At 39.4% G+C, this 25,422-nt stretch carries 17 protein-coding genes; 16 read left to right on the top strand and 1 reads right to left on the bottom strand.

The window, feature by feature from the left end; genetic code table 11:
- The first annotated feature begins 29 nt into the window (after window positions 1-29).
- From WKT17_RS08960 to WKT17_RS08935, 6 genes are all read left to right on the top strand, one after another.
- A complete protein-coding gene (locus WKT17_RS08960) occupies window positions 30-1,313 on the top strand; it encodes an ABC transporter substrate-binding protein (RefSeq protein ID WP_291682246.1) in 1,284 nt (427 codons plus the stop codon).
- Window positions 1,310-3,157, top strand: coding sequence for a cache domain-containing sensor histidine kinase (locus WKT17_RS08955; RefSeq protein WP_340272470.1), 1,848 nt, complete (start codon window positions 1,310-1,312; stop codon window positions 3,155-3,157). The genes WKT17_RS08960 and WKT17_RS08955 overlap by 4 nt, the downstream gene beginning before the upstream one ends.
- Window positions 3,135-4,658: a response regulator transcription factor gene (locus tag WKT17_RS08950; RefSeq protein WP_291682242.1), complete on the top strand. Its 1,524-nt coding sequence runs from the start codon at window positions 3,135-3,137 to the stop codon at window positions 4,656-4,658. Before WKT17_RS08955 ends, WKT17_RS08950 begins: the two co-directional genes overlap by 23 nt.
- A 117-nt stretch (window positions 4,659-4,775) precedes the next feature.
- Window positions 4,776-6,062: an ABC transporter substrate-binding protein gene (locus tag WKT17_RS08945; protein ID WP_291682240.1), complete on the top strand. Its 1,287-nt coding sequence runs from the start codon at window positions 4,776-4,778 to the stop codon at window positions 6,060-6,062.
- A gap of 11 nt (window positions 6,063-6,073) precedes the next feature.
- Complete coding sequence (locus WKT17_RS08940; RefSeq protein ID WP_173749306.1) at window positions 6,074-6,958, top strand: carbohydrate ABC transporter permease; 885 nt, start codon at window positions 6,074-6,076, stop codon at window positions 6,956-6,958.
- The gene (locus tag WKT17_RS08935; protein ID WP_173749305.1) at window positions 6,958-7,803 is read left to right on the top strand and encodes a carbohydrate ABC transporter permease; all 846 of its coding nucleotides are present in this window, start codon (window positions 6,958-6,960) and stop codon (window positions 7,801-7,803) included. Before WKT17_RS08940 ends, WKT17_RS08935 begins: the two co-directional genes overlap by 1 nt.
- A gap of 98 nt (window positions 7,804-7,901) precedes the next feature.
- On the opposite strand, the gene WKT17_RS08930 is transcribed toward WKT17_RS08935, so the two are convergent.
- Window positions 7,902-8,780 (bottom strand): GrpB family protein, encoded by an 879-nt coding sequence (locus WKT17_RS08930; RefSeq protein ID WP_330027243.1) that lies wholly within the window; start codon window positions 8,778-8,780, stop codon window positions 7,902-7,904.
- Window positions 8,781-9,079: 299 nt separating this feature from the next.
- Between WKT17_RS08930 and WKT17_RS08925 the strand changes: the two genes are divergently transcribed.
- The 10 genes from WKT17_RS08925 to WKT17_RS08880 all read left to right on the top strand — a co-directional run bounded on the left by WKT17_RS08925 (window position 9,080) and on the right by WKT17_RS08880 (window position 25,408).
- Complete coding sequence (locus WKT17_RS08925) at window positions 9,080-10,639, top strand: carboxylesterase/lipase family protein (protein WP_294580867.1); 1,560 nt, start codon at window positions 9,080-9,082, stop codon at window positions 10,637-10,639.
- A 995-nt stretch (window positions 10,640-11,634) separates the two neighbouring features.
- Window positions 11,635-13,485, top strand: a complete 1,851-nt coding sequence (locus WKT17_RS08920; RefSeq protein WP_294580870.1) for a helix-turn-helix domain-containing protein — start codon at window positions 11,635-11,637, stop codon at window positions 13,483-13,485.
- An 18-nt stretch (window positions 13,486-13,503) separates the two neighbouring features.
- Entirely contained in the window at window positions 13,504-14,931 is a 1,428-nt protein-coding gene (locus WKT17_RS08915) for a sulfatase-like hydrolase/transferase (RefSeq protein ID WP_294580872.1), read from the top strand.
- Window positions 14,932-15,024: 93 nt separating this feature from the next.
- Window positions 15,025-17,853 (top strand): polysaccharide lyase 8 family protein, encoded by a 2,829-nt coding sequence (locus WKT17_RS08910; RefSeq protein ID WP_330027251.1) that lies wholly within the window; start codon window positions 15,025-15,027, stop codon window positions 17,851-17,853.
- A 244-nt stretch (window positions 17,854-18,097) separates the two neighbouring features.
- Window positions 18,098-19,726: an extracellular solute-binding protein gene (locus tag WKT17_RS08905; protein ID WP_330027253.1), complete on the top strand. Its 1,629-nt coding sequence runs from the start codon at window positions 18,098-18,100 to the stop codon at window positions 19,724-19,726.
- Between the two features lie 72 nt (window positions 19,727-19,798).
- Entirely contained in the window at window positions 19,799-20,728 is a 930-nt protein-coding gene (locus tag WKT17_RS08900; RefSeq protein ID WP_226853588.1) for an ABC transporter permease, read from the top strand.
- 13 nt (window positions 20,729-20,741) lie between these two features.
- Window positions 20,742-21,635, top strand: coding sequence for a carbohydrate ABC transporter permease (locus tag WKT17_RS08895; RefSeq protein WP_330027255.1), 894 nt, complete (start codon window positions 20,742-20,744; stop codon window positions 21,633-21,635).
- Between the two features lie 9 nt (window positions 21,636-21,644).
- On the top strand, window positions 21,645-23,021 hold the full coding sequence (locus tag WKT17_RS08890; protein ID WP_330027257.1) for a sulfatase-like hydrolase/transferase: 1,377 nt from the start codon (window positions 21,645-21,647) through the stop codon (window positions 23,019-23,021).
- Window positions 22,999-23,982, top strand: a complete 984-nt coding sequence (locus WKT17_RS08885; protein WP_291682229.1) for a family 43 glycosylhydrolase — start codon at window positions 22,999-23,001, stop codon at window positions 23,980-23,982. The genes WKT17_RS08890 and WKT17_RS08885 overlap by 23 nt, the downstream gene beginning before the upstream one ends.
- Complete coding sequence (locus tag WKT17_RS08880; RefSeq protein WP_291682228.1) at window positions 23,954-25,408, top strand: sulfatase-like hydrolase/transferase; 1,455 nt, start codon at window positions 23,954-23,956, stop codon at window positions 25,406-25,408. The genes WKT17_RS08885 and WKT17_RS08880 overlap by 29 nt, the downstream gene beginning before the upstream one ends.
- Window positions 25,409-25,422: the final 14 nt, after the last annotated feature.

Raw genomic sequence — 25,422 nt, 5'->3', positions numbered from 1 at the left:
TTGCGAAGTAAGAAACACGGAGTAGGAACATGAAACGAAAATACATCTATATATTTGGAGGTATCTTCTTCACCTCTGCTCTCTTTTTGCTCCCTGCCTGCCAAAAGCAGCAGACGGAGGAGAAAAAGGAAAAAGTCCGTCTGGAATTTTACAACCGGAAGCGGGAGGTTTATGAGGTTTTAGAGGAAATTATTGAAAAATTCAATACATCTCAAGATGAGATAGAAGTCTATCAGAATATGAATACCAATGCAGACACGGCTCTGCGGATTTCTGCTGTGGAAGGAGATTTTCCGGATATTGTAGAACTGGGCGGGCTGCAGAGTGTGGAAACTTTTGAATATGTTATGGGAAATTGTCTTCGGCCTCTGGATGACATGAACTGTGCAGAGCGGATTAAGGAGGAATATCTGCCGTATCTTCGTTACGATTCCCATATTTACCAGATGCCGTTGGCTATGAGCTTTGAGGGGGTTTATGTCAATAAAGACTTGTTTCAGGCAGAAGGGCTTGCAATTCCAAAAACTTATGAAGAATTGTGTCAGGTGTCCCGGGAAATACAGAAGCGGGGCAAGGTTCCTTTTCTCTTTGCAGACAAGGAAAGCTGGACCGTGCACCAGAACTGGGAAAGTATAGAAGGCGCGTCCAGAGGGAATTTTGAAAATTTCTGGACCGAAGTGGCCACAGGTCAGACTTCCTTTACAGAGGATCCGGTCAGCCGGGGGTCCCTGGAAAAACTCATAGAACTGCATGCGTATACGACAGAGGAATGCAGCAATCTGAATTACGATGAAGCCATGACAAAGTTTGCAGCGGGAGAAGGCTTTATGTTTATGCAGGGAAGCTGGGCCTATGAGAGCATTATGGAGAGAAATCCACAAATGGACCTGGAACTTATCCCTTTTCCTGTGGATAAAGGCAGTGAGCAGCTTGTGACGATGTGGATAGACAGCAGCGTGGGAATTTCCAAAGACTGTAAGTATCCGGAGGAAGCAGAGCAGTTTGTGGAATTTTTAATGCAACCGGAGAATCTGCAGACTTATCTGGATGCAGAATGTTCTCTTGGCAGTATGGAAGGAAGCAGAGACCGGGCGGAGTATGCTCCCAGAGTACATGAGCTTTTGCGGGAGGGCAAAGCGGTTATGGACGCGTCCTGGCTGCCTTTGCAGACCAGCGTTATCCGGGATAAGGATATTCTGGAACTAATGCCGGACGCAGGTGAAGAAGAGATAGATGCATATTTGGATGAATATACGAAAAGTCTGCAAAAGTATAAGGATGTGTATCTGGAAGCAAAGGAGAGAAGAAAATGAGGGGAAGAGGGGGAAAGAAGTCTTTTCAACAGAAAATGATGTATGGATTCGGAGCGTTGTTTGCGGTTTCTCTTCTGGCTTTTCTGGTATTCTTTATCCGAAGCTACCGGAGAGAAATGCAGACGGAAATTGAGCACATGGAGGAATACAATCAGCAGCTTGCTATGAACCTGGACAGTGTTCTGGACAATACAGATTCTTTTCTGTACCTGCATTTTTCAGATGATAAAATCCGCAATCTTCTGTGCAGTGATGACAGTGATATTGACCCGGAAAGTCAGAAAGCTGCAGAAGAAAATCTGGAAGAGTATCTGAAGCTGCTGGTGGATATGGGGCATGATGTGCTGCGTGCTGTGATTGTGACAGAAGACGGCAGACTTTATAAGAGCGTAGAGGAAATAGAAGACGATTATATTGAGAGAATGGACAGGTTGACCAAAGATGTACACTGGGAAAAAGGTATGCCGGGCTATTTCAGTCCGGTGCACAAGGAAACCATTAGTCTGGTAGAGCATAAAGTAGTGTCTGTTATCCGCCCTGTGTGGAATATTGTACAGGAGGAACCCATAGCTACTATATATTTGGACTTGGATTTTGATAAGCTGTCCAATCAGTGGTATCGCTCTGCGAAAATGAATCAAAGCTTTGAATTTCTGATTCTGGGAGAGGGACAGGTTTTGTTTGACTCGCAAAAGGGAGACGCTTCTGAGACAGAGACCATAGAAGAACTGATACAAAAATGCAAAACTTTGGTGCAGACGGAGAAAAAACAGGGGCTTTTGAAGCTGCATGGGCAGGAGTCTGTGATTTCTGTGACAAAGCATGAAGATACGGGGTGGTATCTGGTACAGTATCTTCCGGTGTGGGGACTGGCGCTGCAGATTCTGGGCAATATGTCCGTACTGCTGGTAGTACTGGCTGCGGTGATACTGATTACTGCGGCAGGCAGCTATGCCCTGGCCAAATGGGTCAGCCGCCCGGTAAAGGAATTGTCTGAGTTCATGGGAAGTGTGGCGGGTGTTTCTTTAGAGGGACAGGAGATTTCCCTGTTTCCTCAGAAAAAATCAGAGGGCACTGAGGAAATTCAGCAGATGATACAGAGTTACAATGCCATGGCGAAGCGAATTAACGATAATATTATTAAAGAGTATATTTATAGACTGAATCAGAAGCAGGCAGAGTTGAAAATGCTGCAGTTTCAGATAAATCCCCATTTTCTGTACAATGCGTTAAATACCATCAGTTCCATAGCCCAACTGCAGGATGTGGACTATATACCGGAGATTGCCTCCGGATTGTCCGATATGTTCCGGTACAATATTGACGGAAGGGAAATTGTTTCTATACGGGAAGAACTCACCCAGACAGAGAATTATATGTGTATTCAGAAAATCCTTTTTCCGGAGCGGTTTTCTGTGGAAATCTCTGTGGCGGAGGAATTGCTTGACTGTAAGATATTGAAGTTCATTTTGCAGCCCATTGTGGAAAATTCTTATAAATACGGATTTACCGGGAAAAAGAAGCAGGACATTCTGCGTATCCAAGGATGCAGGGAGGCAGACAAAACCATTGTCCTTATGGTGGAGGATAACGGCGTGGGCATGGAAGAAGAGAAGGTGCAGGCCATGAATGAAGCCCTTGCAGGGGAAGTGGGATTTGAGGCGGCAGCCGGTATTGGACTTCGCAATGTAAACGCCAGAATTAAAAATTATTATGGGGATTCCTGCGGTATCTGGCTGGAAAGCTGTCCGGGGAAATATACCCGGGTATATCTGCGGGTGAAGGAAATCGAAGTTTCACAGGAAAAGAGAGGGGAAAGAGATGCGGGTAATTGTTGCAGATGATGAATTTTTTGCCAGAAAGGCATTGGTGAAAAGGATTGGGGAACTGACCCGGGAGATAGAATTCTGTAAGGAAGCGGAAAACGGCAGGGAGGTACTGGAACTTCTGGGGGAAGAGGGGGCTGACCTGGTGGTGACAGATATTCGGATGCCGGATATGGACGGACTGGAAGTGGCCAGACAGGTGCGGGAAAAATTCCCGGAAACCAGCGTGATTATCCAAAGTGGATATGCAGATTTTGATTATGCAGCTACGGCCCTCCGCTATGGAGTGAAGGATTATCTGACAAAACCGGTGAAAAAAGAAGAACTGGAAAAAGCAGTGCAGAGAGTGGAAGAAGAGCAGAAGAAGCTGCGGCAGAAAATAGAGAAACAACTGGCGGTTCGCAGGGGAGAGTTCATGGACTTTTCTCATATATTGGAAAACGAGGCAGCGGCAAAAGAGATTCTGGGGGACTTATTTCAGAAAATGGAGGAGGATGCCTGGTATCTTGCAGCGGTTCAGAGCAGAAATCAGCAGTTGTCCAAAGAGCAGATTCAAAGCATTTTGGGAATTTTCCGGCAAGAGGAAAGCAGTGCAGCCTATTTTTATCCCAAACAGGAATTTATTCTGATATTGAAAGCTGACGACAGAAAGGAATTGCCAGAGGCGCTTCTTAGAAAGAAACTGGTCTCCTGTTGGAATAAAACAGGGGCAGAATTGCAGCTGGGCGTCAGCCAGTGCCATGAAAGAACGGAAACCAGTGCAAAAGAGGGTGCAGGCGCATACCGGGAGGCAGTATATGCCATAAACCAGCGGCTTTTGCAGCCGGAGCAGCAGATATACCGCTACGAAGCGGAAGTGAACGTGGTACAGTTGTTTGCCCAGGCAGAGGAGATGGAATTGGAGAGGTGTCTGACAGAAAACCGGACAGAGGACGCAGTAAACATGGCGCGAAAGCTGTTCCGGCAGTGTGAAAACAGAGAGGAAATCAGTATTTATTCCCTTTTCACTTCGTTGATTCAGATTATGAATGTGATTAATAAGGTGTATACTACTCAAAGAGGTCAGGACAGTGGAGAGACGGATAAGAGTTCCTATCTGCTGTTTAATTTTAAGACGGATTTGTACGCCTTTCATTCTATGGAGGAACTGCAGCGCTATATTTTTGACCTGCTTTCTGATGTGTCGGAGGGGGAAGGACAGAAATCTTCCATTATAGAAGACTTGCTGAAATATCTGGAGTGGAATTATCAGCACGACATTACGGTCAACGAACTGGCGGCTCACAAGTATTTTGTCAATCCCAGTTATTTAAGCCGCCTCTTTAAGGCGGAGACGGGGAAGACCTTTTCCAAATATCTGATAGAACTGCGGATGCAGAAAGCTGCAGAACTTTTAAACGAAAGCGGACTGAAAATCAGTGACGTGGCGCTTTGCGTGGGATATAATGATGTGTCCTACTTTATACAGACCTTTAAAAAGCATTATCTTATGACACCGGAGCAATATAGAAACCAGTAAGAAATTTTTTATTCGTCATATCAGATAATTTATACCGAAAAAAAGCCATTCTCCTTATAATAAATTTCAGATAGAGGGCAAGAGACCCCAAAGGAATATTATAAGGAGGATTTTTTTATGAAAGGGAAAAAATTAACAGCACTTGGACTTGCTGCAGTGATGGGTATGAGTCTGCTGGCTGGCTGCAGCGGCGGAAGTGCAGAAACGGGAAAAGAAACAAAGAAGACTTCAGACGGAAAGACAGAACTGGAACTTTTCGGTACAAAGACAGAAAATAAAGAAACTTTACAGAAATTAGTAGATGCGTACAATGAATCTCAGGATAAAGTAACTGTAAAATTAACACAGCCGGCAGACGCAGGTACGGTTTTGAAAACCCGCATGACAAAGAACGACCTTCCCGATATGGTGGCTATGGGCGGTGACTTCAACTACGCGGAGCTGCAGTCTGCAGGAGTTCTGACAGACTTATCCGGGGAAGCATTTTTGGACAATATTAACGAATCTTACATCAATATGCTGTATGCTTTGAACAAAGACCAGGAAGAAAAATCTTACGGTGTTCCTTATGCAACAAACTCTTCCGGAATTATTTACAACAAAGATATTTTTGCAGAAAACAGTGTTGAAATTCCAACTACATTTTCTGAATTAATGGAAGCCTGTGAAAAATTAGAGGCAGCAGGAGTAACACCTTTTGAACTGACCTTTAAAGACGCATGGACCATTCTTCCGGCATGGAACTCGATGGCGCCGGTTATGCAGCCGGAAAACTTCTACAATGATAAGAGAGAAGGAAAAGCAACTTTTGAAGGTACTCATGAAGCAGTTCTGGAAAATTATCTGAAGCTGGTAGAACACGCCCAGAAAGACTATATGGGAACTTCTTATGATGACGGAAACAAGAAATTTGCAGCAGGTGAAGCTGCCATGATGATGAACGGAAGCTGGGCGATTACAGAAATCAAAAAAGCAAATCCAGATGTCAACATTGACCAGTTTAAATTTCCGGCTACAGATGATGTAGAGAAAAACAAAGTAACCTCCGGCGTGGATGTGCTTCTGGGTATTACAACAAATTGCGGTGATACAGACAGTGCAAAAGACTTCATCAGCTTTATGGTACAGGAAGAAAACGCACAGCTTTATGCAGATGAACAGTTTGCTTTCTCCGCAGTAAAAGGTGTAGAGCAGAATGATCCAAGCGTTGCAGGTGTAAAGGCAGACATTGAAGCCGGTAATGTAGTAGACTTCCCAGACCATTACTATCCAAGCGGTTTTGATTTAAGTGCAGCACTGTCCAATTTCTTCCTGGAAAAAGAAAACGGCAAAGACGATTCTGCAAATATTGCAGCTACTTTAAAGAAGCTGGATACAGATTATGACACATTGAACGTGAACTAAGAGGTAGAAGAATGAAGAAAAAACACGGAAAGAAATCCACTGTCAACAAAGCGTTTTATTTTATGGTGGTTCCGTTTATGATTCTGTTCTTTATTTTCCATACCATACCGTTTCTGCAGGGTATTTTCTACAGCTTTACCGACTGGAAAGGGTATGGTATCTGGAATACCGTAGGATTTCGGAACTACATTCAGTTTTTCAAAGACCCGGCCATGGGACAGACCTATGCCTTTACCATTAAATTTGCGCTGTGCGCCACAATTCTGGTAAACGTTCTGAGTCTTGCCCTTGCCTGTGGTCTGAATGCAAAAATCAAATTCAAAAACACGATTAAGGCAATTTATTTCCTGCCTTATATGCTGGGAACCCTCATTATCGGCTTTGTATTTAACTTTATTTTCGGCAATGTCATTCCTCTTTGGGGACAGAAACTGGGAATTGAAGCGCTGAGCACCAACATTCTGGGAACCAATCACGCATGGCTGGGAATTTTGTTCGTAACTGTATGGCAGGCTATGGCGTTTAATACGCTGATTTACCTGTCCGGCCTGCAGACTGTGGACCGTGACGTATATGAAGCAGCAGACCTGGACGGAGCAACAGGATTTAAGAGATTTACCAAGATTACCTTCCCGTTAATTGCCCCGTTCTTTACCATTAATATGGTTTTGAGCGTGAAGAACTTCCTTATGGCATTCGACCAGATTATGGCAATGACAGGCGGCGGTCCCGGTACATCCACAACCAGTATCTCTGTGTTGATTTACAAACGAGGCTTTGACGGCGGACAGTTCGCATACCAGTCAGCCAATGCGGTGATTCTGTTTCTGATTATTGCGGGAATTTCTATATTCCAGCTGAAAGTACTTGAGAAGAGGGAGGCGAAGATGAACTGATGGGAAAAAGTAAATGTCATGTAAAAGAAAAATACAACTGGCCCATGACCATACTGCTGATTTTGCTGGCAGTGGTGTTTATCCTCGGACCTTTATACATAGCAGTGCTGATTGCGGTGAAAGACCCGTCAGAAATGGCGAATGTGCTGTCTTTCCCGAAAAAACTCCGCCTGCAGAACTTCGCAGACGCCTGGGTGATGACGGATTATCCGAGAAAGTTTATGAACACTCTGTTTATCACGGTTATCAATCTGGTATTTACCATTCTCACAAACTCTATGGTAGCTTATGCTATTACAAGGAATAAAGATAAGAGTAAACTTTTCAACCTGGCTTATTATTACTTTGTCAGCGCCATGTTTATTCCTTTCAATGTTATTATGCTGCCATTGGTAAAACAGGCTTCTGCTTTCCACATGGACAATATTTTCGGAATTACTTTCCTGTATATTATTTTTGGCCTTCCGATGAATATTTTCCTGTATACGGGATTTGTAAAGTCCATACCTCCGGCGTTGGACGAAGCAGCGTACATTGACGGTGCAACTCCGTTTCAGACCTTTTATAAAATTATTTTTCCTCTGATGAAACCTATGAGCGCTACCGTGGCTATTCTGTCCTTTATGTGGACCTGGAATGACTTTTCCATGCCTTTGGTGCTTCTAAGCGAAGAGAAATATCAGACCTTACAGCTTGCACAGTATGTGTTCAAGGGACAATTTAATACAGAGTACAATCTGGCCTTTGCGTCTTATCTGCTGGTATTGATTCCGATTCTTCTGGTGTATATTTTCTGCCAGAAATGGATTATCGCGGGCGTGACTAACGGGGCAGTAAAAGCGTAAAGAAGAAAGAATGATGAACTGAGGATTCATCATAAGGCGCCGGTTGGGACACCCTTCGTAAGGAAGGTGCCCCAACCGGCTTTTTAGACAATTATCTATTAATTGCATATCTCAATTTCACTTTCATAATATTGTTCCTGAAAATGAACTGCTTCTGAAATTTTATTTTGATTGAAATTTAATCCTTCAGGTTCGGCAACCAGCTTATCTTCCACATCGTTATGGCGATGAACGATTCCGATAATACGGGCCGTGTATTCTTCGACAGGAACATCTATACCAAGCAAATATACATCGAGTTCTTCACCATCACCACCGAATACATTTGGTATATATCCGTAATTAATGGGATAGGCAAGGCCTGGGTGTTTAGGGTGTATGCTTCCAATAGGTCGGTCTATTTTTATATTTACTGTCTTTCCGAGATAGGATTTTACAAGTGCTTTTCTCAGAGTATAGACGATAAAATCGTGTTTTCCTTTGAGATACTTTTCTCTGCCGTTATCAATGGGAGCTTGCAGGGCAAGCGATATCTTTAGGGCTTCATACGCTTTTGCAACCGAAGGTGTGTTGTTAAGATAATCTCTAAAATTTATGTAATTTATCCAATCCATACTATTTGTACGGACGACATGGATGAAATGAGTTTGCACATCTCCCGTACCTTCATAAAAATTACCACAAGCAAACAACAACTGACCTCTGACAGATGCTTGGGCATTGGGGCGATAGTAAAAGCCATTGTCTTTTAATTCTTTTTCAAAACGGAGCATATTATCAAAATCATCAACTGCGACTGCAATATCAATTATGGGTTTTGCCTTTATGGAACGTATAGAGGTGCTCCCCACATGCTGAATATCTTTTATGACATTACCCAGGATTTGCTTCAAACGAGAAATTGTATTCTGAGCTTCAGTTTCCCATTCTTTTTCGTGTTCACACAGTTTTATCGTTCCTCGTTTTAATCCAATCATTATTTAACCTCCAAACGGTAACTTCTAAGGGTGTTCCATCATCTTCGACACCTCTGGCCAATGAATGAACTATTATAGTAATTTTATCACATGAAAAAATTTTATTCTACTATTTCGAATCCATGGTAATCCCCCCATATGCTTAATTTTACTTACAATTCCAGGCATTCTGCCTGATTTTGTCAGGGTTTTTCTGTTACTCTTGCCATGTGCGAAAAAATTTACTACACTGGAGGTAAGACTTATTTGGATAATAATAAAGGGGTGTACCAAACAGTAAAATTTTAAAAGGAGAAAAAATGATGTTAAAAACATTTCAGTATGATGAAGTTCCGGTATTGGAAACAACCTCTGGAAAATTAAAAGGATATTTTTATGATGGCAGTTATGTATTTAAAGGGATTCCCTATGCCTATGCAGAGCGGTTTCAGATGCCGGTTCCTTCCCATTGGGACGGAGTCCGGGACGCCTGCTCTTATGGATTTGTGTGTCCGCTGATGACACAGGAAACGCCGACAGCAGAGCTTATGGTTCCACACCGTTACTGGCCGATGGACGAGCACTGCCAGAACCTGAATATCTGGACTAAAGTGCTGGATAAAAATGCGAAAAAACCGGTTCTTGTATGGCTTCACGGAGGTGGATATTTTGCCGGTTCTTCCATTGAGCAGGTGGCTTATGACGGACATAATATGTGTATGGAAGGGGATGTGGTAGTCGTTTCTATTAACCACAGACTGAATATTCTGGGTTATCTGGACTTATCTCCTTTTGGTGAGAAGTATTATAATTCCGGAAATGCCGGACATGCAGACATGGTGGCTGCCCTGCAGTGGGTGCATGACAACATTGCTGTTTTCGGCGGAGACCCGGACAACGTCGCCATCTTCGGACAGTCCGGCGGCGGTATGAAGGTAGCGGATTTGATGCAGATTCCGGCAGCAGACGGATTATTCCACAAGAGCCTAATTATGAGTGGTGTTGCAGATGAAAACTTACTTCCGTCCAGCAGAGGCAACGGGGAAGCCATCGTTACCGCCATGCTGAACGAACTTGGCTGGACAAAAGAGGAGGTAGAGAAACTGGAGACCATTCCTTATGCACAGCTTGTTCAGGTATATACCAAGGTGATGCCACAGGTGGCTGCTACAGGCGCTTATGTGGGAAACGGACCGCAGGCCAATGACTGGTTTCAGGGGAATCCGCTGCAGTTTGGCATGAGAGAGCATGCTTATGAAATTCCTGTGATGATAGGTTCTGTTTATGGAGAATTTGCTTTTGCGCCGCAGATGTTTGATAAGAAAGCGCTCACAGATGAGGAACGCCGCGCGATGGTAAGCAAGGTATACGGAGAACACACCGGGGAAATGGAAACACTTTTCAAAGCAACTTATCCGGGTAAAGACTTTACCGACCTTTTGAATATTGACCGTGTTATGCGCCGGCCTTCTAAAAAACTGGCGGCCATGCATGCCAAAGGAGAAAAGGCAGGCACCTATCTGTACCAGTTTAACGTGGAATTTCCTATGATGGGAAAAATTGCATGGCACTGTTCGGATATTCCATTTTTCTTCCATAACACCGAACTGGTGGAAGTGTGTTCTATTCCGGGCGTTACTGAGAAACTGGAAGAGCAGATGTTTGGGGCCTTTATGAATTTTGCTAAGAACGGGGTGCCGACACAGGAAAACCTGCCTGCATGGCCGTCTGTGGAAAAAGAGCAGGAGCCAACTATGATTTTTGATGAAACATGCGAAGTGCGGAATCATTTTGACGATGCTCTGCTGGAAAAAATTGACAGCATTCTGCCGCCATTTAACCTTATGGCGATGATGGCAGATACCGATGTGCAGCATTAGTGGATAAGGTTTAGAAAGTCAGATGATGTTCATAGTAGGTGTAAAAGCTGAAGGATTGAAACGATTTATAGTACAAATCGTTATATTTATAATAATACATGAGCCAAAAATCGGATGGACAGGAAAAGCAGGAACGCAACCAAGGAATACGAATAGCCCTTGACAGAATGATTCGACAGGCAATTGCACGGACAATATCTGACATTTACAAAGAAGTTTTTGGTGACAACAGCTATGGATTCAGACCCGGCAGAAGCTGCCATAATGCAATCAGACAGGCACTTGTAACTAATAGAATACCTGAAAAGAAGGCTATCGCAAGAACATTAACAGTTACAAGCAAGCGGGTTAATGAGAGAGTGAGAGGATGGATTAATTGTTTCAGAATCGGGATGATGAAACAGTATATGCAGGAAATGGATGAGACATAAAAATCAGAGTTATAGTCCTGGAACAATGGGAAAGACGGAAAACAATCTGTTGAAACCTAAGCTGTCTGTACTGGAAACATAGGAAGGAATTCACAGACTGATATCCGTAGAGAGAAATATCTGTAATCCTAATAGCCTTTTAAATGTGATTGATGAAAATACGCTGCTTCGATTGGATACAGAGCCGATAACGAAGACTGGGTATGTGAAGTAGTGACATCATCCCCAATACAATAAACAGGCTGTTTGCAACGGACACCCCTTGTTTGCGAGAGTATGTTGTTTGCTGGTACTTCGATTATACATCATTCATTAGAGGGTATCTTTATTTTGTGCAATATTTTGGATTTGCTCATTCATAGTTGAAGAAATACTACTGAAATGCTATAATTTTTCTGAATCAATATTACTTTTGGGGGAAAAACAGTGAAAAGAAAGACACAATACTTAAAATTTGTTATGACATACAACATAATCTTATTGATACCTTTTCTTATTATTAGCGTTTGTGTGTTAGATTTATTTAAAAAACATCAATATGAAAAAGTAGAGAATGAAGTAAAAATGACTTTTGAACGTCAGGATGATTTCCTAAAACAACAGACAACCGTTATTAGGGACTTTGGGGATAAATGCAGATTTAACAAAATTTATAATGAATTATATTGGGATACACCAAATGTTTATTTGGACATAGAAGATGATTTAAAAGAACAAGAAGATAAAATTCCCTTTGTGGATGGGATTTATTTATATGATGAGAAAAAGGAAATTGTTTTATCTTCTGTAGGTTTATTTTCGGAAGAATTATTTTTTGATAAAATTTGTCAGATAGAGACAGAAATTTTTGAAAATGCTGAAAATTTAGAGGGAGGGGTGGTAGCCTGCAGGGCTCTTTTACAGGGAGAGAAAAAGGAGGGGATTCTGTTTGTTACTGCAATCAGAACATGGACCTCTAAAGGGGAAGAGACAAAATATTTACTATTTCCTGTGAGAAATCGGAAAATCAATTCTCAGTTTGAACAGTCAGAAGAAGATAAAATTTTTCTTACTTATCAGGATAAAGTTCTCTATACTACAGAAAATTGGAAAATAGAGGACAATTGGGAGAAAAGTTTTGAAAAAGCACTTTCAGATAAGGACGCTTATGTATGGCAAAGTGATATGGAGTGCGGATTTAAATATACCCGAATGATTTCTAAAAAAAGTATTACGGATAGTTTGAATATTTATTTAAGAGGCTATGCAATATGGGTGCTGTGCAGCCTTGGAATTGGTGTTGTGCTGGCATGTTTCTTTTCAAAGATACGATATGAGAACTATAGAAAATTAATTTTGCATAACGAGGAACTGGAGGAAGAAAGAAATGGGCTCAGAATAGAGAGCTGTTTATATGAGCTTTTGCAAAAAGAGGTACGCCCACAGGAAGAATTATGGAATAGATGTCTGGAAAGTAAGATTTATATTAATCGAAAATATAAATTTTTTGTGGTTCTGCCAGATAATATTCCTGAAAATAAGGGATATTATGAATGGTTTGGACAGCAGATGAATAAATATAGTGTTTCTACTGCATATCGAATTGAAATTGTAGAAGGGATGCTGATTTATCTTGTATGTACAGATGAATCTGCCAGAGAATTGGAAAAGAAGATTACCACACTGGCTACAGGAAATGTGCAGATTGGAATTGGAGATTTAACTACAGATATTAGTAAATTGCGGCAATCGTACCAGCAGGCAAAGGAGAGAATGAATAAACTGCCCGGAAGCAAAGAAAAAAATCTATATCCGGAAAGAGAAGTTATGTCTTTAAAAGAAGCAGTAAAAAACAGTGATGGCACAAGGGCAGCTTTATTGATTGATGAAATTTCAGATTATATGAAGCAAATAGATACCACAATGATAACAGGTATTTTGTGGGATGTATCCAGAATTTTCGGCATTAGTATGAACAAAGTTTTAGAAGAAAAAGAGAATGCAAATGAGTCTATAGATGATTTTGCTAAACGATTTTTAGAGGATATGAAGAAAAAAGCAGAGATGCTTCCAAAGCCTGTTCAGGAAAAAACATCAGGATATAAAAAACGTGATATTGTAGATGTGCTAAGTTATGTGCATGAGCATTATTTGGACGATAATTTCAGTGTGAAGTATATAGCCGCTTATTTTGAAACCTCGGTATCTAATCTCAGCCATTTCTTTAAAAAGAATATGGAAATCACAATTTCACAGTATGTAGAGCAGATTAAACTGGAGAGAGCAAAAGAAATGTTGCAAAGCAGCGATAAGAAAATTTCTGAAATTGCAGAAACTTTGCGTTATGCCAACAGTACAGCATTTATTGAAATGTTTAAAAAGTACGAAGGCGTAACACCGGGAGCGTACAGGGAAGACGGCAATAATAAAGATTAGTAAAGAGTTAAGAAAATTATGGAAAAGAAAAGGTATAATGTTTTATTTATTCAAGTTGATCAATGGGGTGAAAAATTTTTGAATTTTACAGGAAATGATAAGATTATGACACCTACCATTAATCAACTGGCACGAGATGGGGTGACTTACTCCAATTGTTATAGTACTTGCCCGGTATGCATACCGGCACGTAGAAGCCTTATGACAGGTTTATTTCCCAAAGCACATGGGGATCGGGTTTATAGCGATAGAATGAAAATGCCATCGGTTACAACTTTGGCTGAAGCATTTCATCAGGCAGGATATCATACTATGGCAGTGGGGAAATTACATGTATATCCTCAAAGAAATCGTATAGGGTTTCAAGATGTTATTCTTCAGGAAGAGGGAAGGTACGAATTTGGCGGGCCGGATGATTATCAAATATGGTTGGGGGAAAACGGCTATATCGGTCAGGAATTTCTTCACGGAATGGGAAACAATACCTACTATACAAGAACTTGGCCTTTAGGAGAAAATGCCCATCCAACCACATGGGCTACAGGTCAAATGGTAAAACAAATCAAGAGAAGAGATCCGGAAAAACCTGCATTTTTTTATCTTTCATATACGTTTCCCCATCCACCACTGGTTCCGCTGTCAGAATATTGGAATATGTATTCTGATCAGGATATACAAGAACCGGAATACGGAGATTGGGAAGACGAAAGTTTTATTTTTAAAGAATTAATGGAAGCGGCAAGATATTATTCTCATAAAGAAATGATAAGAGCGAAAAAAGCGTATTATGCACAATGCACACATATTGATCATCAAATTCGGCTGGTGATTGGAGCGTTAAAGGAAGAAGGTATTTTGGATGATACGATTCTTGTATTTACCAGTGATCACGGTGAAATGCTGTTTGACCATGGTATGGTAGGAAAACGTACTTTTTATGAGAATTCTGCACATATACCTTTAATTTTTTCAGGAAAGCCGATTGTTGACATAAGAGGAAGGATAGATGATAGAATTGCCTGTTTGGAAGATATTATGCCAACATTGTTGGATTTATGTAATATCCAAGTGCCGGATACTGTAGAAGGTCGATCGTTATTTGAAAAAGAAAGACGAGATTTCTTATATGGAGAAATCAGTGAGGGATATAGAGCTACACGAATGATTCGTATGGAAAATTACAAATTGATTTATTATCCGTATGGAAATAAAATACAGATTTTTGATATTCTTCAAGATAAGAATGAGTTGCATGATTTATCAGACAAAGATGAATTTAAAAATGTAAAGGAAGAGATGCTGATTAGATTATGTTCTTCTTTGTATGGAAAGGACAGAGAAGAGTGGATAAAGAATGGAAAGCTTGTAGGACTTGAAACACCGGATTATAAGGAACGGGGGGATTATACATTGTCTAATCAGCGAGGCTTGCATTGGCCTATATAAAGAAAAAAGGACTGGATTTATTTAAAATTCAGCCTTTTTTCTTTATTATTTATGAAATCATATTGTTATTTATATTAGAAAGAGGAGAAAAGCATGAAAAGTATAAGACTTATTAAAGGACAAACTATGAGATTAAAAAAACCAGAAGATTTTTCAAATAAGGTGTTTTGGAGTACGGGATTTTTAAGATATGATGGCAATTTTCTTAAAAATGCAGGTTATTATAAAATTAAGAGAGAGCTAAGGGTCGGAGAGGCGGAAGGAGAACGAAGAGCAGAAGCAGCCAAAGCAGATCATCTCTTAAAAATAGATGAAATTTCTAATCAGGATGTATGTATAACAGCAGAAAATAAAGGGAATGTTGTGGTAAGCGTTAAAGATGATACTGGAAAAGAGAGGAAGTGGAGACTGGAAATATTGCATGAAAATCCGAACCATTTACCAGATGTATCAAAAGATGATTTTAGAAAAATTCGTTTGAAATGGAAACAATTATTGACAGGGCAAGGATTAAATGCCACAGAGGAAGGGCGAGAACTGCTGAATGAGATTCATAGAGATGCAGAGAACGTATGGAATAAGTATTTTTATAAGGGGCAGAAAATATGTGAAGACATTCCGTGGAAAGAAAATCAGAAAGAACAAGAAAACAAAGACATTCCTTATATAGACGATGCAATAAAATTTACATCAGCTTTTCAAAATGTTCTGGTTTTATGTAAAGCTTATGGGGCAGAAGGGGGACTGTTTTATAAAAATCAAGAATTATTGCAAGATATTATCAATATTTTAGATTTTTTATGTAACAAGTGTTATGTGCCGAAAACCCAAACAGATAATTGGTGGACATGGGAAATAGGTATTCCTAAGGAATTAATTCCTTCTTTAATGATTATTTTTGACAGTCTTACAAAAGAACAGATATGGAAATATACAGAGGGAATTGCCTTTTTTCAACTGGATCCTTTCCATGAAGGGGGAATTGGAACTGCCAGCACCCATGGACAGGGATATCGCAAGGGGCAAGGGGCAAATATTATTGACTGTTCTACAATAGCAGTGGGATTAGGTGCTTTAAGAGAGGATAATGAGCTGGTATATCTAGGGATGCTTGCATCTGCAGAGACTTTTGTTATTAAAAATGTGGAGGAAAGCAGCAAAATTTCCAATAAGGGATATGAAAGCGGGTTTTATTCGGATGGTTCTTATTTAGATCATGTAAAGGTGCCTTACTTGGGGGCTTATGGGATTGAGTTTATGAAGGGAGCTGCTAAAATTCCGTATTTACTTTACGAAACACCATGGAAATATCCGACTAGTGTATGGAAAAATTTAGAATCATATATTATGGATGGATTTGGAAATGCCATATATAAAGGTTGTATGTTGGATTGTTTGAAAGGGCGTTCTGTATCCAGACCAACATGGAGCAACCGGGATATAGGACGTGAAGCCATGAAAATTATTATTAGATTGCTGGATTTTTTAGGGGAGAATTCAAAAGAAACAGTATTTGCCATGTTAAAAGAGTGGGTAGAGGCAGATAAAGGTTTTTTAGACAGTTTAAAAAATGTAGAAGATATAAACATAAAACACAAAGCACAGAAACTTTTAAGAAATACATCTATTGTAAGTTATACTGCACCTGTACATAAATCATATCCTCTTATGGACAGAGTAATTCATAGAAGAAAAAAATATCTTTTTGCAGTATCCATGTATTCAGAACGTATCCAAAACACAGAGATTATGAATCATGAAAATCGCTTTGGATGGCATCAGAATAATGGAATGACTTATATTTATGATGATGATAATCAGTATACAGAAAATTATTGGAATACAGTAAATCCTTTAAGACTTTGTGGAACTACGATAGTACCGGTTGATATAGGAAATGGTAAACCGGATAGTTCGGGTTATGCACAGGGAGGAGACTTTTGCTCTAAAGAAAGTTGGGTAGGAGGAACAACCATTGAGAACTATGGCATTAGCGGAATGTCTTTTTCAGGGGAGATCCAAAAAATTCCGGGCGATCCTGTTGTTTCTTATGCGCCGGACTTGAAGGGGAAAAAGTCTTGGTTTATGTTTGAGAATGAAATTGTTTGTTTGGGTGCAGGCATTACCAATAAAAATATGGAGCTTCCGGTGGAAACCATTGTTGAGAATAAGAAACTGAGAAAAGATGGAAGCAATCAGTTTCTGGTAAATGGAGAGAAAACAGATATTCCGGTAAAAGAAGCTAACGTAAAAGAGTTAGTCAAACGTAGTGTGGATGTGTCTGGGAGATGTTTTGAACGGGTGAGCTGGGCACATTTAGAGGGGAATCAGGCAAAAGGAACAGGATATTATTTCCCAGAAAAAAATACAGAAATTCAGGTTCGCCGAGGACAAACAGATGGAAGCTGGAAAGACGTAGGAACTTTTGAGGGAGGAAGTACAGAAAACTATTTGGAAATGTGGATGGATCATGGACAGAATCCGGAAAACGCATCTTATAGTTATGTGCTGCTGCCGGAAACAAGCGCGGAAGAAACAGAAAATTACGTAAGGGCACCGAAGGTAAGCATATTGGAAAATAGCAGTGAGGTGCAGGCTGTATATCATGAAGAACTGGGAATTACAGGAATAAATTTCTGGCGGGAGCAGGGAGGAAATGTAAATGGAATAACAAGTGATAGAGCTGCTTCTGTTATGCTCCAGGAAACTGCCAAGGGAACGTTAAAAGTTTCTGTTTCTGATCCAACTATGAAAAATCAAGGACAGATTCAAATTACTATTAAAAAAAAGGTCGGAGACAGCATCCTTCTGGATGAAAGTGTTACTTGTGAAAAGACTGAAAATAGTGTAGTTCTGGTTTTTAATATGGCGAGAAGAAATGGCAGATCATGTATGGCAGAGTTCAAAATAACTTCAGATTAAAGAGTGAGGAGTGAAAATTCAAGGGAAAAGATATTTTTTTGTTGAATAGATGATTGAAAAATGCAAAAAAACGATATAGAAAGAGGGAAAAGGTGAAAATATACAAGAAAATAATATAGTATTCAAGAATACGAGATATACATATAAGAATCTTTTGCTTAGAATATAAAGCATCAAGAAAATGCCGGCCAGCATAGATGATAAAAAAAGAAGAAGCAATATGTTAAAGTTAAGGAGGATTAACATGAGAAGCAAGTGGGTTCGTATTATTAGTATGGCTTTAGTTGGTACTATGTTATTAACTGGTTGTGGGGCAGCTGGTGGAGATAAGAAAGAAGACTCAAAGGATGAAAAGAGAGAGGTATCTGATAACTTAAATAAAGAAGGTCTGCCGATTTTAAAAGAGAAAGAAACTTTTACTATTGCAGTACCACAAAAGAGTACATTAAAATCAGCGGCAGAAAAGGAATGTGTGAAGGCTGCTGAAGAAGCTACAAATGTTCATATTGAGTGGGTAGAAATTCCTGCTTCAGGCTGGAAAGAAAAAATTAATATCATGTTCAGCACAGATAGCTTACCAGATGCAATTATTGGTGCTGTAGATATGGCTAAGAATTATGAACAGTTAGCAGAGTTAGATGAAATGTTAAAAGAGTATGCACCTAATACAACAGCATTCTTTGAATCAAGAGACGATTATCCAACAGCTTTATACTCACCAGATGGAAAAATCCATACACTGCCAACAGGAGATGAAGCAATTCAAAATATTATTGACTCACAATTGTGGATTAATCAGAAGTGGTTAGACAATTTGGGATTACAGATGCCTACTACTATTGATGAATTTAAAGAAGTATTGATTGCGTTCCGTGATAAAGATCCTAATGGAAATGGAAAAGCAGATGAAATTCCATTTACATTCCGCGATGCCTGGGGATGGGGCGGAACCATTGAAAATCTCTTTGGACCTTTCGGCGTGTTAGAAACAGCCAGCCATGTATTCACAAAGGACGGAAAAGTTACTTTCAGTGCAGCAGAGCAGGGGTATTATGATGCATTGGAATGGATGAACGGCTTGTATAAAGAAGGATTGTTTGATAAAGAAGCGTTTACACTTAGTGGAGATCAGTATGCATCAAGAGGTGCAGCCGGAGATAACTTAGGTGTTGTTGCAGGTTATCGTGCAAATGAAGCAGGTGTTGTAAACGAAACAGACTATCGTGCAGTTCCTGTATTAAAAGGAAAAGACGGTACACAGATGATTGGAACCAACAACGTAACAAGAACAGGTGGTTTTGTAATCAGCAAAACTTGTAAAAACCCAGAAGCCTTAGTTCGCTGGTATGATTATATCAATTCAAGTCTGGAATTAGCTCTTGACTGGGGACGTGGTGCAGAGGATGTAACTTGGAGAATTCTGGAACAGGATGGAGAACAGATTCCTCAGTTTATTACAATGGACGAAACAACTTTAAAAGAAAATGGTGGATATCAGTCTAAGGCAGAATATAGAAATGCAGAAAGTTTTTCAGGTGATACACCTTCTCTCTGGAAATATGAATATGCTCAGAAAGTAATAACGGATGAGAATTGTCCACCGGATTATAAATTAGAGGCTGTAAATGATCAGATGCAGTATGGAGTTATGGAACTTCCTTCCGGGACAGCTACTCTGGAAAATTCAGAAAGAAGAACAATTTTATTAGCTGACATTGATAACTACTTGAAAAAATTTATTGCAGATTCTGTAATCAATGGTATTGATGAAGGAAAATGGGAAGAACATCAGAAAACACTAAAATCCCTTAAAGTAGAGGAATATACAAAACTTTGTCAGGAATTTGTTGACTCTTTAGAAACAGATAAATAGCAAAGAAGTATAATCTGGTACAGTGCTTGTGTGAGTGCAGTGCTGTACCAGATTGTGTTTATGGAGGGAAATATGTCAAATACAAAAAAAGGAAAAAAAAGTGGGAAGTTTCTTCGACACTTAAAGAGAACATGGGTGTGCTATTTGTTTATTCTTCCCATGGTTATTTATGTAGTATTATTTAGTTATGTTCCAATGTATGGAATACAGCTGGCTTTTAAAGATTACCGTCCTAATGATGGGATTTGGGGTAGTGCATGGGTTGGATTGGAACATTTTAAAACTTTTTTTGAATCTTTTCAGTTTAAAGACTTGCTGTGGAATACCTTGTCATTAAGTTTTTATTCTTTAATTGCAGGCTTTCCAATGCCGATTATTTTTGCTTTATTCTTAAATTATATTACTAAGAAACGTTTGAAAAAGGCAGCGCAGATGATTACTTATGCACCACACTTTATTTCAATGGTAGTATATTGTGGTATGATTTTAATTTTCTTATCCAGTGATGGTGTTGTAAACCAGCTTTTAATGATTTTTGGAGTTGATCCGGTAGGATTTTTATCAAATCCAGAGAATTTTAGACACATTTATGTATGGTCCGGAGTACTACAGGGTATTGGATGGGGCTCTATTATGTATATCTCCGTATTGACATCTGTTGGACCGGAGCTTCATGAAGCCGCTACGGTAGATGGAGCAAGTCGTTTTCAAAGGTTGCTTTATATCGATCTACCTTCCATTATGCCGACTATGGTAATTATGTTAATTATGAGAGCCGGAGAAATCATGGACTTAGGATTTGAAAAAGCGTTCTTATTACAGAATAGTATTAACCTTGAATATTCAGAAATTATTTCAACTTATGTATATAAAATTGGTATTCAAAATGGACAGTTTAGCTATTCAGCAGCAATTGGCTTGTTTAACAATGTTATTAACCTGCTGCTGTTAGTTGTAGTAAATAAGATTGCAAAACGTGTTTCAGATGTAAGTCTTTGGTAGGAAGGAGTAGGCAATGAATAAGTTGAAAAAAATGAGTAAATCAGATATCGTATTTCTTTTTATTGTTTATGCTACGGTTATTCTGATTTCGGTTGTTATTTTATATCCATTGTGGTTTGTTATAATTGCATCAATTAGTGATCCTAATTTGGTTGCCACAGGAGAAGTTCTTCTTTTGCCCAAAGGAGTAACCTTTGAAGGATTCAAGTATATTTTTAGAGATCCTAGAATTTGGTCAGGGTACTACAATACCATTCGTTATACGGTTGTAGGAACTATTCTGGCGTTATTTATTACGATTCCGGCAGGATATGCATTGTCCAGAACGGATATGATGGGACGCGGAATTATCATGAAACTGTTAATTGTGACAAAATACTTTTCCGGTGGTTTGATTCCTACTTATTTAGTAGTAAAAGGTCTCGGGCTCGTAAATACTCCTTATGTGTTAATGATTTTAGGCTCATTTTCCGTATTTAACTTAATTTTGTGCAGAACATATTTCCTGAATACAATGCCTATCGAATTGCAGGAGGCTGCAGAAATCGATGGATGTGGTATTTTCCAGTATTTCCTGAAAGTAGTAATTCCTTTGTCAAAATCCATTATTGCAATTATGGTACTTTATTATGCGGTAGGTCATTGGAACTCCTTCTTTAATGGATTGATTTATGTAACGGATAGTGATTTATATCCATTGCAGCTGATTTTAAGAGATATTTTGATTACAGGGCAGTCTGTAGATCCATCAACTGTAGATCCGGATTCTCTGGAATTGATGAAACAGATTGCAAGAACAATTCAGTATGGTGTAATTATTGTATCTTCTTTACCGGTACTGGTGTTGTATCCTTTTGTTCAGAAACATTTTGTAAAAGGTGTTATGATTGGTTCAGTGAAAGGTTGATGATATTTCATGGAAAATGTATTGATTATACATGTGGACCAGCTTAGACGAGATGTATTAAGCTGTTATGGAGGAAAGGAAGTGCAGACGCCGAATATTGATTTTCTTGCGGAAAATGGAGTTCTGTTAGAGAATTTTTATACACCAAGTGCTGTCTGCACCCCCTCAAGGGGGTGCTTTTTTACGGGCAATTATCCCCACGAAAACGGAGCATATAGAAATGGAATTCCTGTAAAAAAGGATGCACATGGATTTGCAGAAGCGTTTGCAAAAGCAGGATATCATACAGGATATCTGGGAAAATGGCATTTAGCAGACCATAAGGAAAGAGGAGATGACTTAGGAGAATATAATCCTCTGGGATTTGAGGATTGGGATTATAAAGTAGAATTTGGACATTGTAAATCTGTTGCTTATGAAAATGGAAAAGTAAGACCGAAAAGAGAAGTAGGAAATAAAAGAAGTTATACAACGGATTGGCTTACAGATGAGACAATTAAATTTTTAAATAATCAGCTAAAAAATACAAGCCCTTTTTTATTTACGGTAAGTATACCGGATCCTCATCAACCATTTGAAGTCAGACCGCCTTATGATACAATGTTTGACCCATTAAAAGTAGAAATACCGGAAAGCTTCTGGGAAAGAGAAATACCGGATTGGGCAGAAAGAGATACATGGGGAAGATTGCACTATTATCCGTATGGACTTTTCGAAAGAGAAGGACATTTGCGTAGATTGAAAGCTCAATATCTTGGAGCTGTAAAATGTATTGATGATAACATTGGAAGAATTATTCAATGTTTAAAAGATACAGGATTATGGGAAAACACTATGGTTGTTTTTACCACAGATCATGGCGAATATATGGGGGAACATGGACTTATGGAGAAAAATAATCTCTATGAAAGTGTATATCATATTCCTTGTGTGATTTCTATGCCATGGAAGAACATTCAGGAAAGACGCTGCAATACATGGATAAATGTGGTGGATTTTGCTCCTACATTAGCCGGAATGCTGGGAATTCCTTATCCATTTAAGGTACAGGGGAAAGACTTGTCAACACATCTTTTAGAAAATAGAGAAACAGAGCAGGTTCTTTATATTCATCCTAGTGATGTACCGAGAGCAGGAATTCTTACACCGGAATTTGAACTTGCTTATGTGGGAAAGGGATGGTGTGAGGAAGAATTCCATGACCATATTTTGTTTGATATGAGAAAAGATCCTCTCCAGATGACAAATGTATTTGGAAAGCCGGAGTATGCCAAAGTACAGAAAATGTTGACAGAAAAATTGAAGCGGCATTTTGAAGAAATCGGTACACCAAAGAAATTTTTGCCAAAGGAAGTATGGACAGTTGAAGAAAAGGACGGGAATTAAAATGAAAAGTGTGTTTCTTCCAAAAGATAATCATGGAGAAATCTTACATGCTCATGGAGGGCAGATTTTAGTAGAAAACGGTATTTATTACTGGATTGGAGAAAACAGAACACAGAGGAATAAAGTTTCCTGCTATAAATCCAAGGACTTTTTAAATTGGGAATTTTGTAATCATATTTTAACTTTGGACTCACAGGTGGAGGACAGATTTTTAGGCAGAGATTTGCGATTGGATATACCGGAGCAAAAGGCTTCTATCGGAATAGGATGTAATATAGAGCGTCCTAAGGTGATTTACAATGAAAAAACGCAACAATATGTGATGTGGGCACATTGGGAGATGCCGGCAGACTATAAACTTGCCAGATGTGCAGTGGCTGTGTGTGATACCATTGATGGGGATTATACATATCTTGGAAGCTTTAATCCAATGGGATATATGTCACGAGATTGTACCCTTTTTGTAGATGATGATAAGTGTGCATATTTTATATCTGCTGCAAGAGATAATCAGGATTTGCATATTTATCGTTTGACAGAGGATTATTTATCAATCGAGAGTAAGGTGTGTACTTTATGGCCGGGAGAATTAAGAGAAGCGCCGGTAATGTTTAAGAGAAATGGATATTATTACCTTTTGACCAGTGGGTGTACAGGCTGGCAGCCAAATCAGTCGTCTTACGCATATTCCCGTTGTATTGACCATGGATGGTCTAATCGTTTTGAGCTGGGAGATGAAACTACTTATCAATCTCAGCTTACAGGTGTTATTAAAACTTATAATCCGGCGTTGAATACAACACAATACTGGTATCTGGGAGACCGTTGGGGTGGCTGTGGGGAAGCATATTTCCAGTCAGAATATGTACTCTTGCCCCTGACATTTTCATCAGATACCGACTTGCATTTAGAGTGGAGGGAGGAGATAGCGCATGAATATTTTATTCATCATGGCAGATGATCAAGGCTCATGGGCAATGAACTGTGGGGGAACAAAAGAATTGTATACACCTAACTTAAATCGAATAGCAGAAAGCGGAATGCAGTTTCAAAATTTTTACTGTGTATCGCCGGTCTGCTCTCCGGCAAGAGCCTCTGTACTTACCGGTAATATTCCTTCTTCTCATGGTGTGCATGACTGGATACGAAGCGGAAATATTGATAAAGATAAGTTTGAAGAGGCAGGCAGAGAAAATCCGTACTGGAATGGGTATTCCTGTGAAAACAAGCCGATTTCTTATTTAGAAGGAAAAACTACATACACAGATGTGCTAAATGAAAATGGATATAGGTGTGCTCTGGCAGGTAAATGGCATTTAGGTGACAGTGTTTGCCCTCAACATGGTTTTTCTAAGTGGTATACCATTGGATTAGGGGGATGTGATTATTTTCATCCGGATATTGTGGAAAATGGAAATATAAAAGTTTTGCACAATCAGTATGTTACAGAAGTAATTGCAAATAAAGCAATAGAATACTTAAACGAGTTTCAGCATCAAGAAGAACCCTTTTATCTTTCTGTGCATTTTACAGCACCTCATTCTCCATGGGGAGAAGGACAACATCCTAAAAAATGGATGGATTACTATGAAAATTGTGATTTCCCAAGTATTCCTGATGAGGCAGATCACCCGGATTTAACTACGGGACCGGTATTTGGAACTGAAAAGAGAAAAGAAAATCTCAGAGGTTACTTTGCGGCAATCAGCGCAATGGATGAGCAAATCGGAAGGATTTTAGATACTCTTGAGGCAAATGGGTTAAGAGAAAATACTCTTGTTGTGTATACAGCAGATAATGGTATGAGTATGGGGCATCATGGTGTATGGGGGAAAGGAAATGGAACGTTTCCTTTTAATATGTACGAAACATCTGTAAAAGTACCATTTCTTATGTCTTTACCGGGGGTAATTCCGCAAGGAAAAAGAGAAGAAACTATTCTTAGTGCATATGATATTTTTCCCACACTTTTAGAGCTTTGTCACATAGATGGAGAGAATTATAAAAAATTGCCGGGCAGAAGCTTTGCATATCTTCTTCGAGGGGAAAAGGAACAGAGGAAGAGGGATGAAGAAATCGTGGTGTTTGATGAATATGGTCCGGTGCGTATGATTCGCAATCAAGATTGGAAATATATTCATCGATATCCGTATGGATCTCATGAGCTATATTATTTAACGGAGGATCCGGAGGAAAAAGAAAATTTATGCGGACAACCGAAATATGAAAAAACGGTAGTCGAAATGAGAGCAAGGTTAAATGAATGGTTTAATAAGTATGCAGATGAAAAGGTAGATGGAGTAAAAGAGAGTGTCACCGGATTGGGACAAATGTGTCGAGCCGGCATTTATTCAGAAAAAACAGATACGTATTATTGTGAAAAATAGTATGATCATAGCGG

The organism is Blautia sp. HCN-20427 (genome assembly GCF_037890365.1).
GTDB lineage: Bacteria > Bacillota > Clostridia > Lachnospirales > Lachnospiraceae > Blautia.
The sequence above is the reverse complement of the archived record's forward strand: the minus strand, read 5'-3'. Positions and strand labels throughout refer to the sequence as shown.

Bases quoted from the DNA above. Each gene is read 5' to 3' on its own strand.
- WKT17_RS08960 (WP_291682246.1), top strand. From the start codon at position 30: ATGAAACGAAAATACATCTATATATTTGGAGGTATCTTCTTCACCTCT.
- WKT17_RS08955 (WP_340272470.1), top strand. From the start codon at position 1,310: ATGAGGGGAAGAGGGGGAAAGAAGTCTTTTCAACAGAAAATGATGTAT.
- WKT17_RS08950 (WP_291682242.1), top strand. From the start codon at position 3,135: ATGCGGGTAATTGTTGCAGATGATGAATTTTTTGCCAGAAAGGCATTG.
- WKT17_RS08945 (WP_291682240.1), top strand. From the start codon at position 4,776: ATGAAAGGGAAAAAATTAACAGCACTTGGACTTGCTGCAGTGATGGGT.
- WKT17_RS08940 (WP_173749306.1), top strand. From the start codon at position 6,074: ATGAAGAAAAAACACGGAAAGAAATCCACTGTCAACAAAGCGTTTTAT.
- WKT17_RS08935 (WP_173749305.1), top strand. From the start codon at position 6,958: ATGGGAAAAAGTAAATGTCATGTAAAAGAAAAATACAACTGGCCCATG.
- WKT17_RS08930 (WP_330027243.1), bottom strand. From the start codon at position 8,780: ATGATTGGATTAAAACGAGGAACGATAAAACTGTGTGAACACGAAAAA.
- WKT17_RS08925 (WP_294580867.1), top strand. From the start codon at position 9,080: ATGATGTTAAAAACATTTCAGTATGATGAAGTTCCGGTATTGGAAACA.
- WKT17_RS08920 (WP_294580870.1), top strand. From the start codon at position 11,635: ATGACTTTTGAACGTCAGGATGATTTCCTAAAACAACAGACAACCGTT.
- WKT17_RS08915 (WP_294580872.1), top strand. From the start codon at position 13,504: ATGGAAAAGAAAAGGTATAATGTTTTATTTATTCAAGTTGATCAATGG.
- WKT17_RS08910 (WP_330027251.1), top strand. From the start codon at position 15,025: ATGAAAAGTATAAGACTTATTAAAGGACAAACTATGAGATTAAAAAAA.
- WKT17_RS08905 (WP_330027253.1), top strand. From the start codon at position 18,098: ATGAGAAGCAAGTGGGTTCGTATTATTAGTATGGCTTTAGTTGGTACT.
- WKT17_RS08900 (WP_226853588.1), top strand. From the start codon at position 19,799: ATGTCAAATACAAAAAAAGGAAAAAAAAGTGGGAAGTTTCTTCGACAC.
- WKT17_RS08895 (WP_330027255.1), top strand. From the start codon at position 20,742: ATGAATAAGTTGAAAAAAATGAGTAAATCAGATATCGTATTTCTTTTT.
- WKT17_RS08890 (WP_330027257.1), top strand. From the start codon at position 21,645: ATGGAAAATGTATTGATTATACATGTGGACCAGCTTAGACGAGATGTA.
- WKT17_RS08880 (WP_291682228.1), top strand. From the start codon at position 23,954: ATGAATATTTTATTCATCATGGCAGATGATCAAGGCTCATGGGCAATG.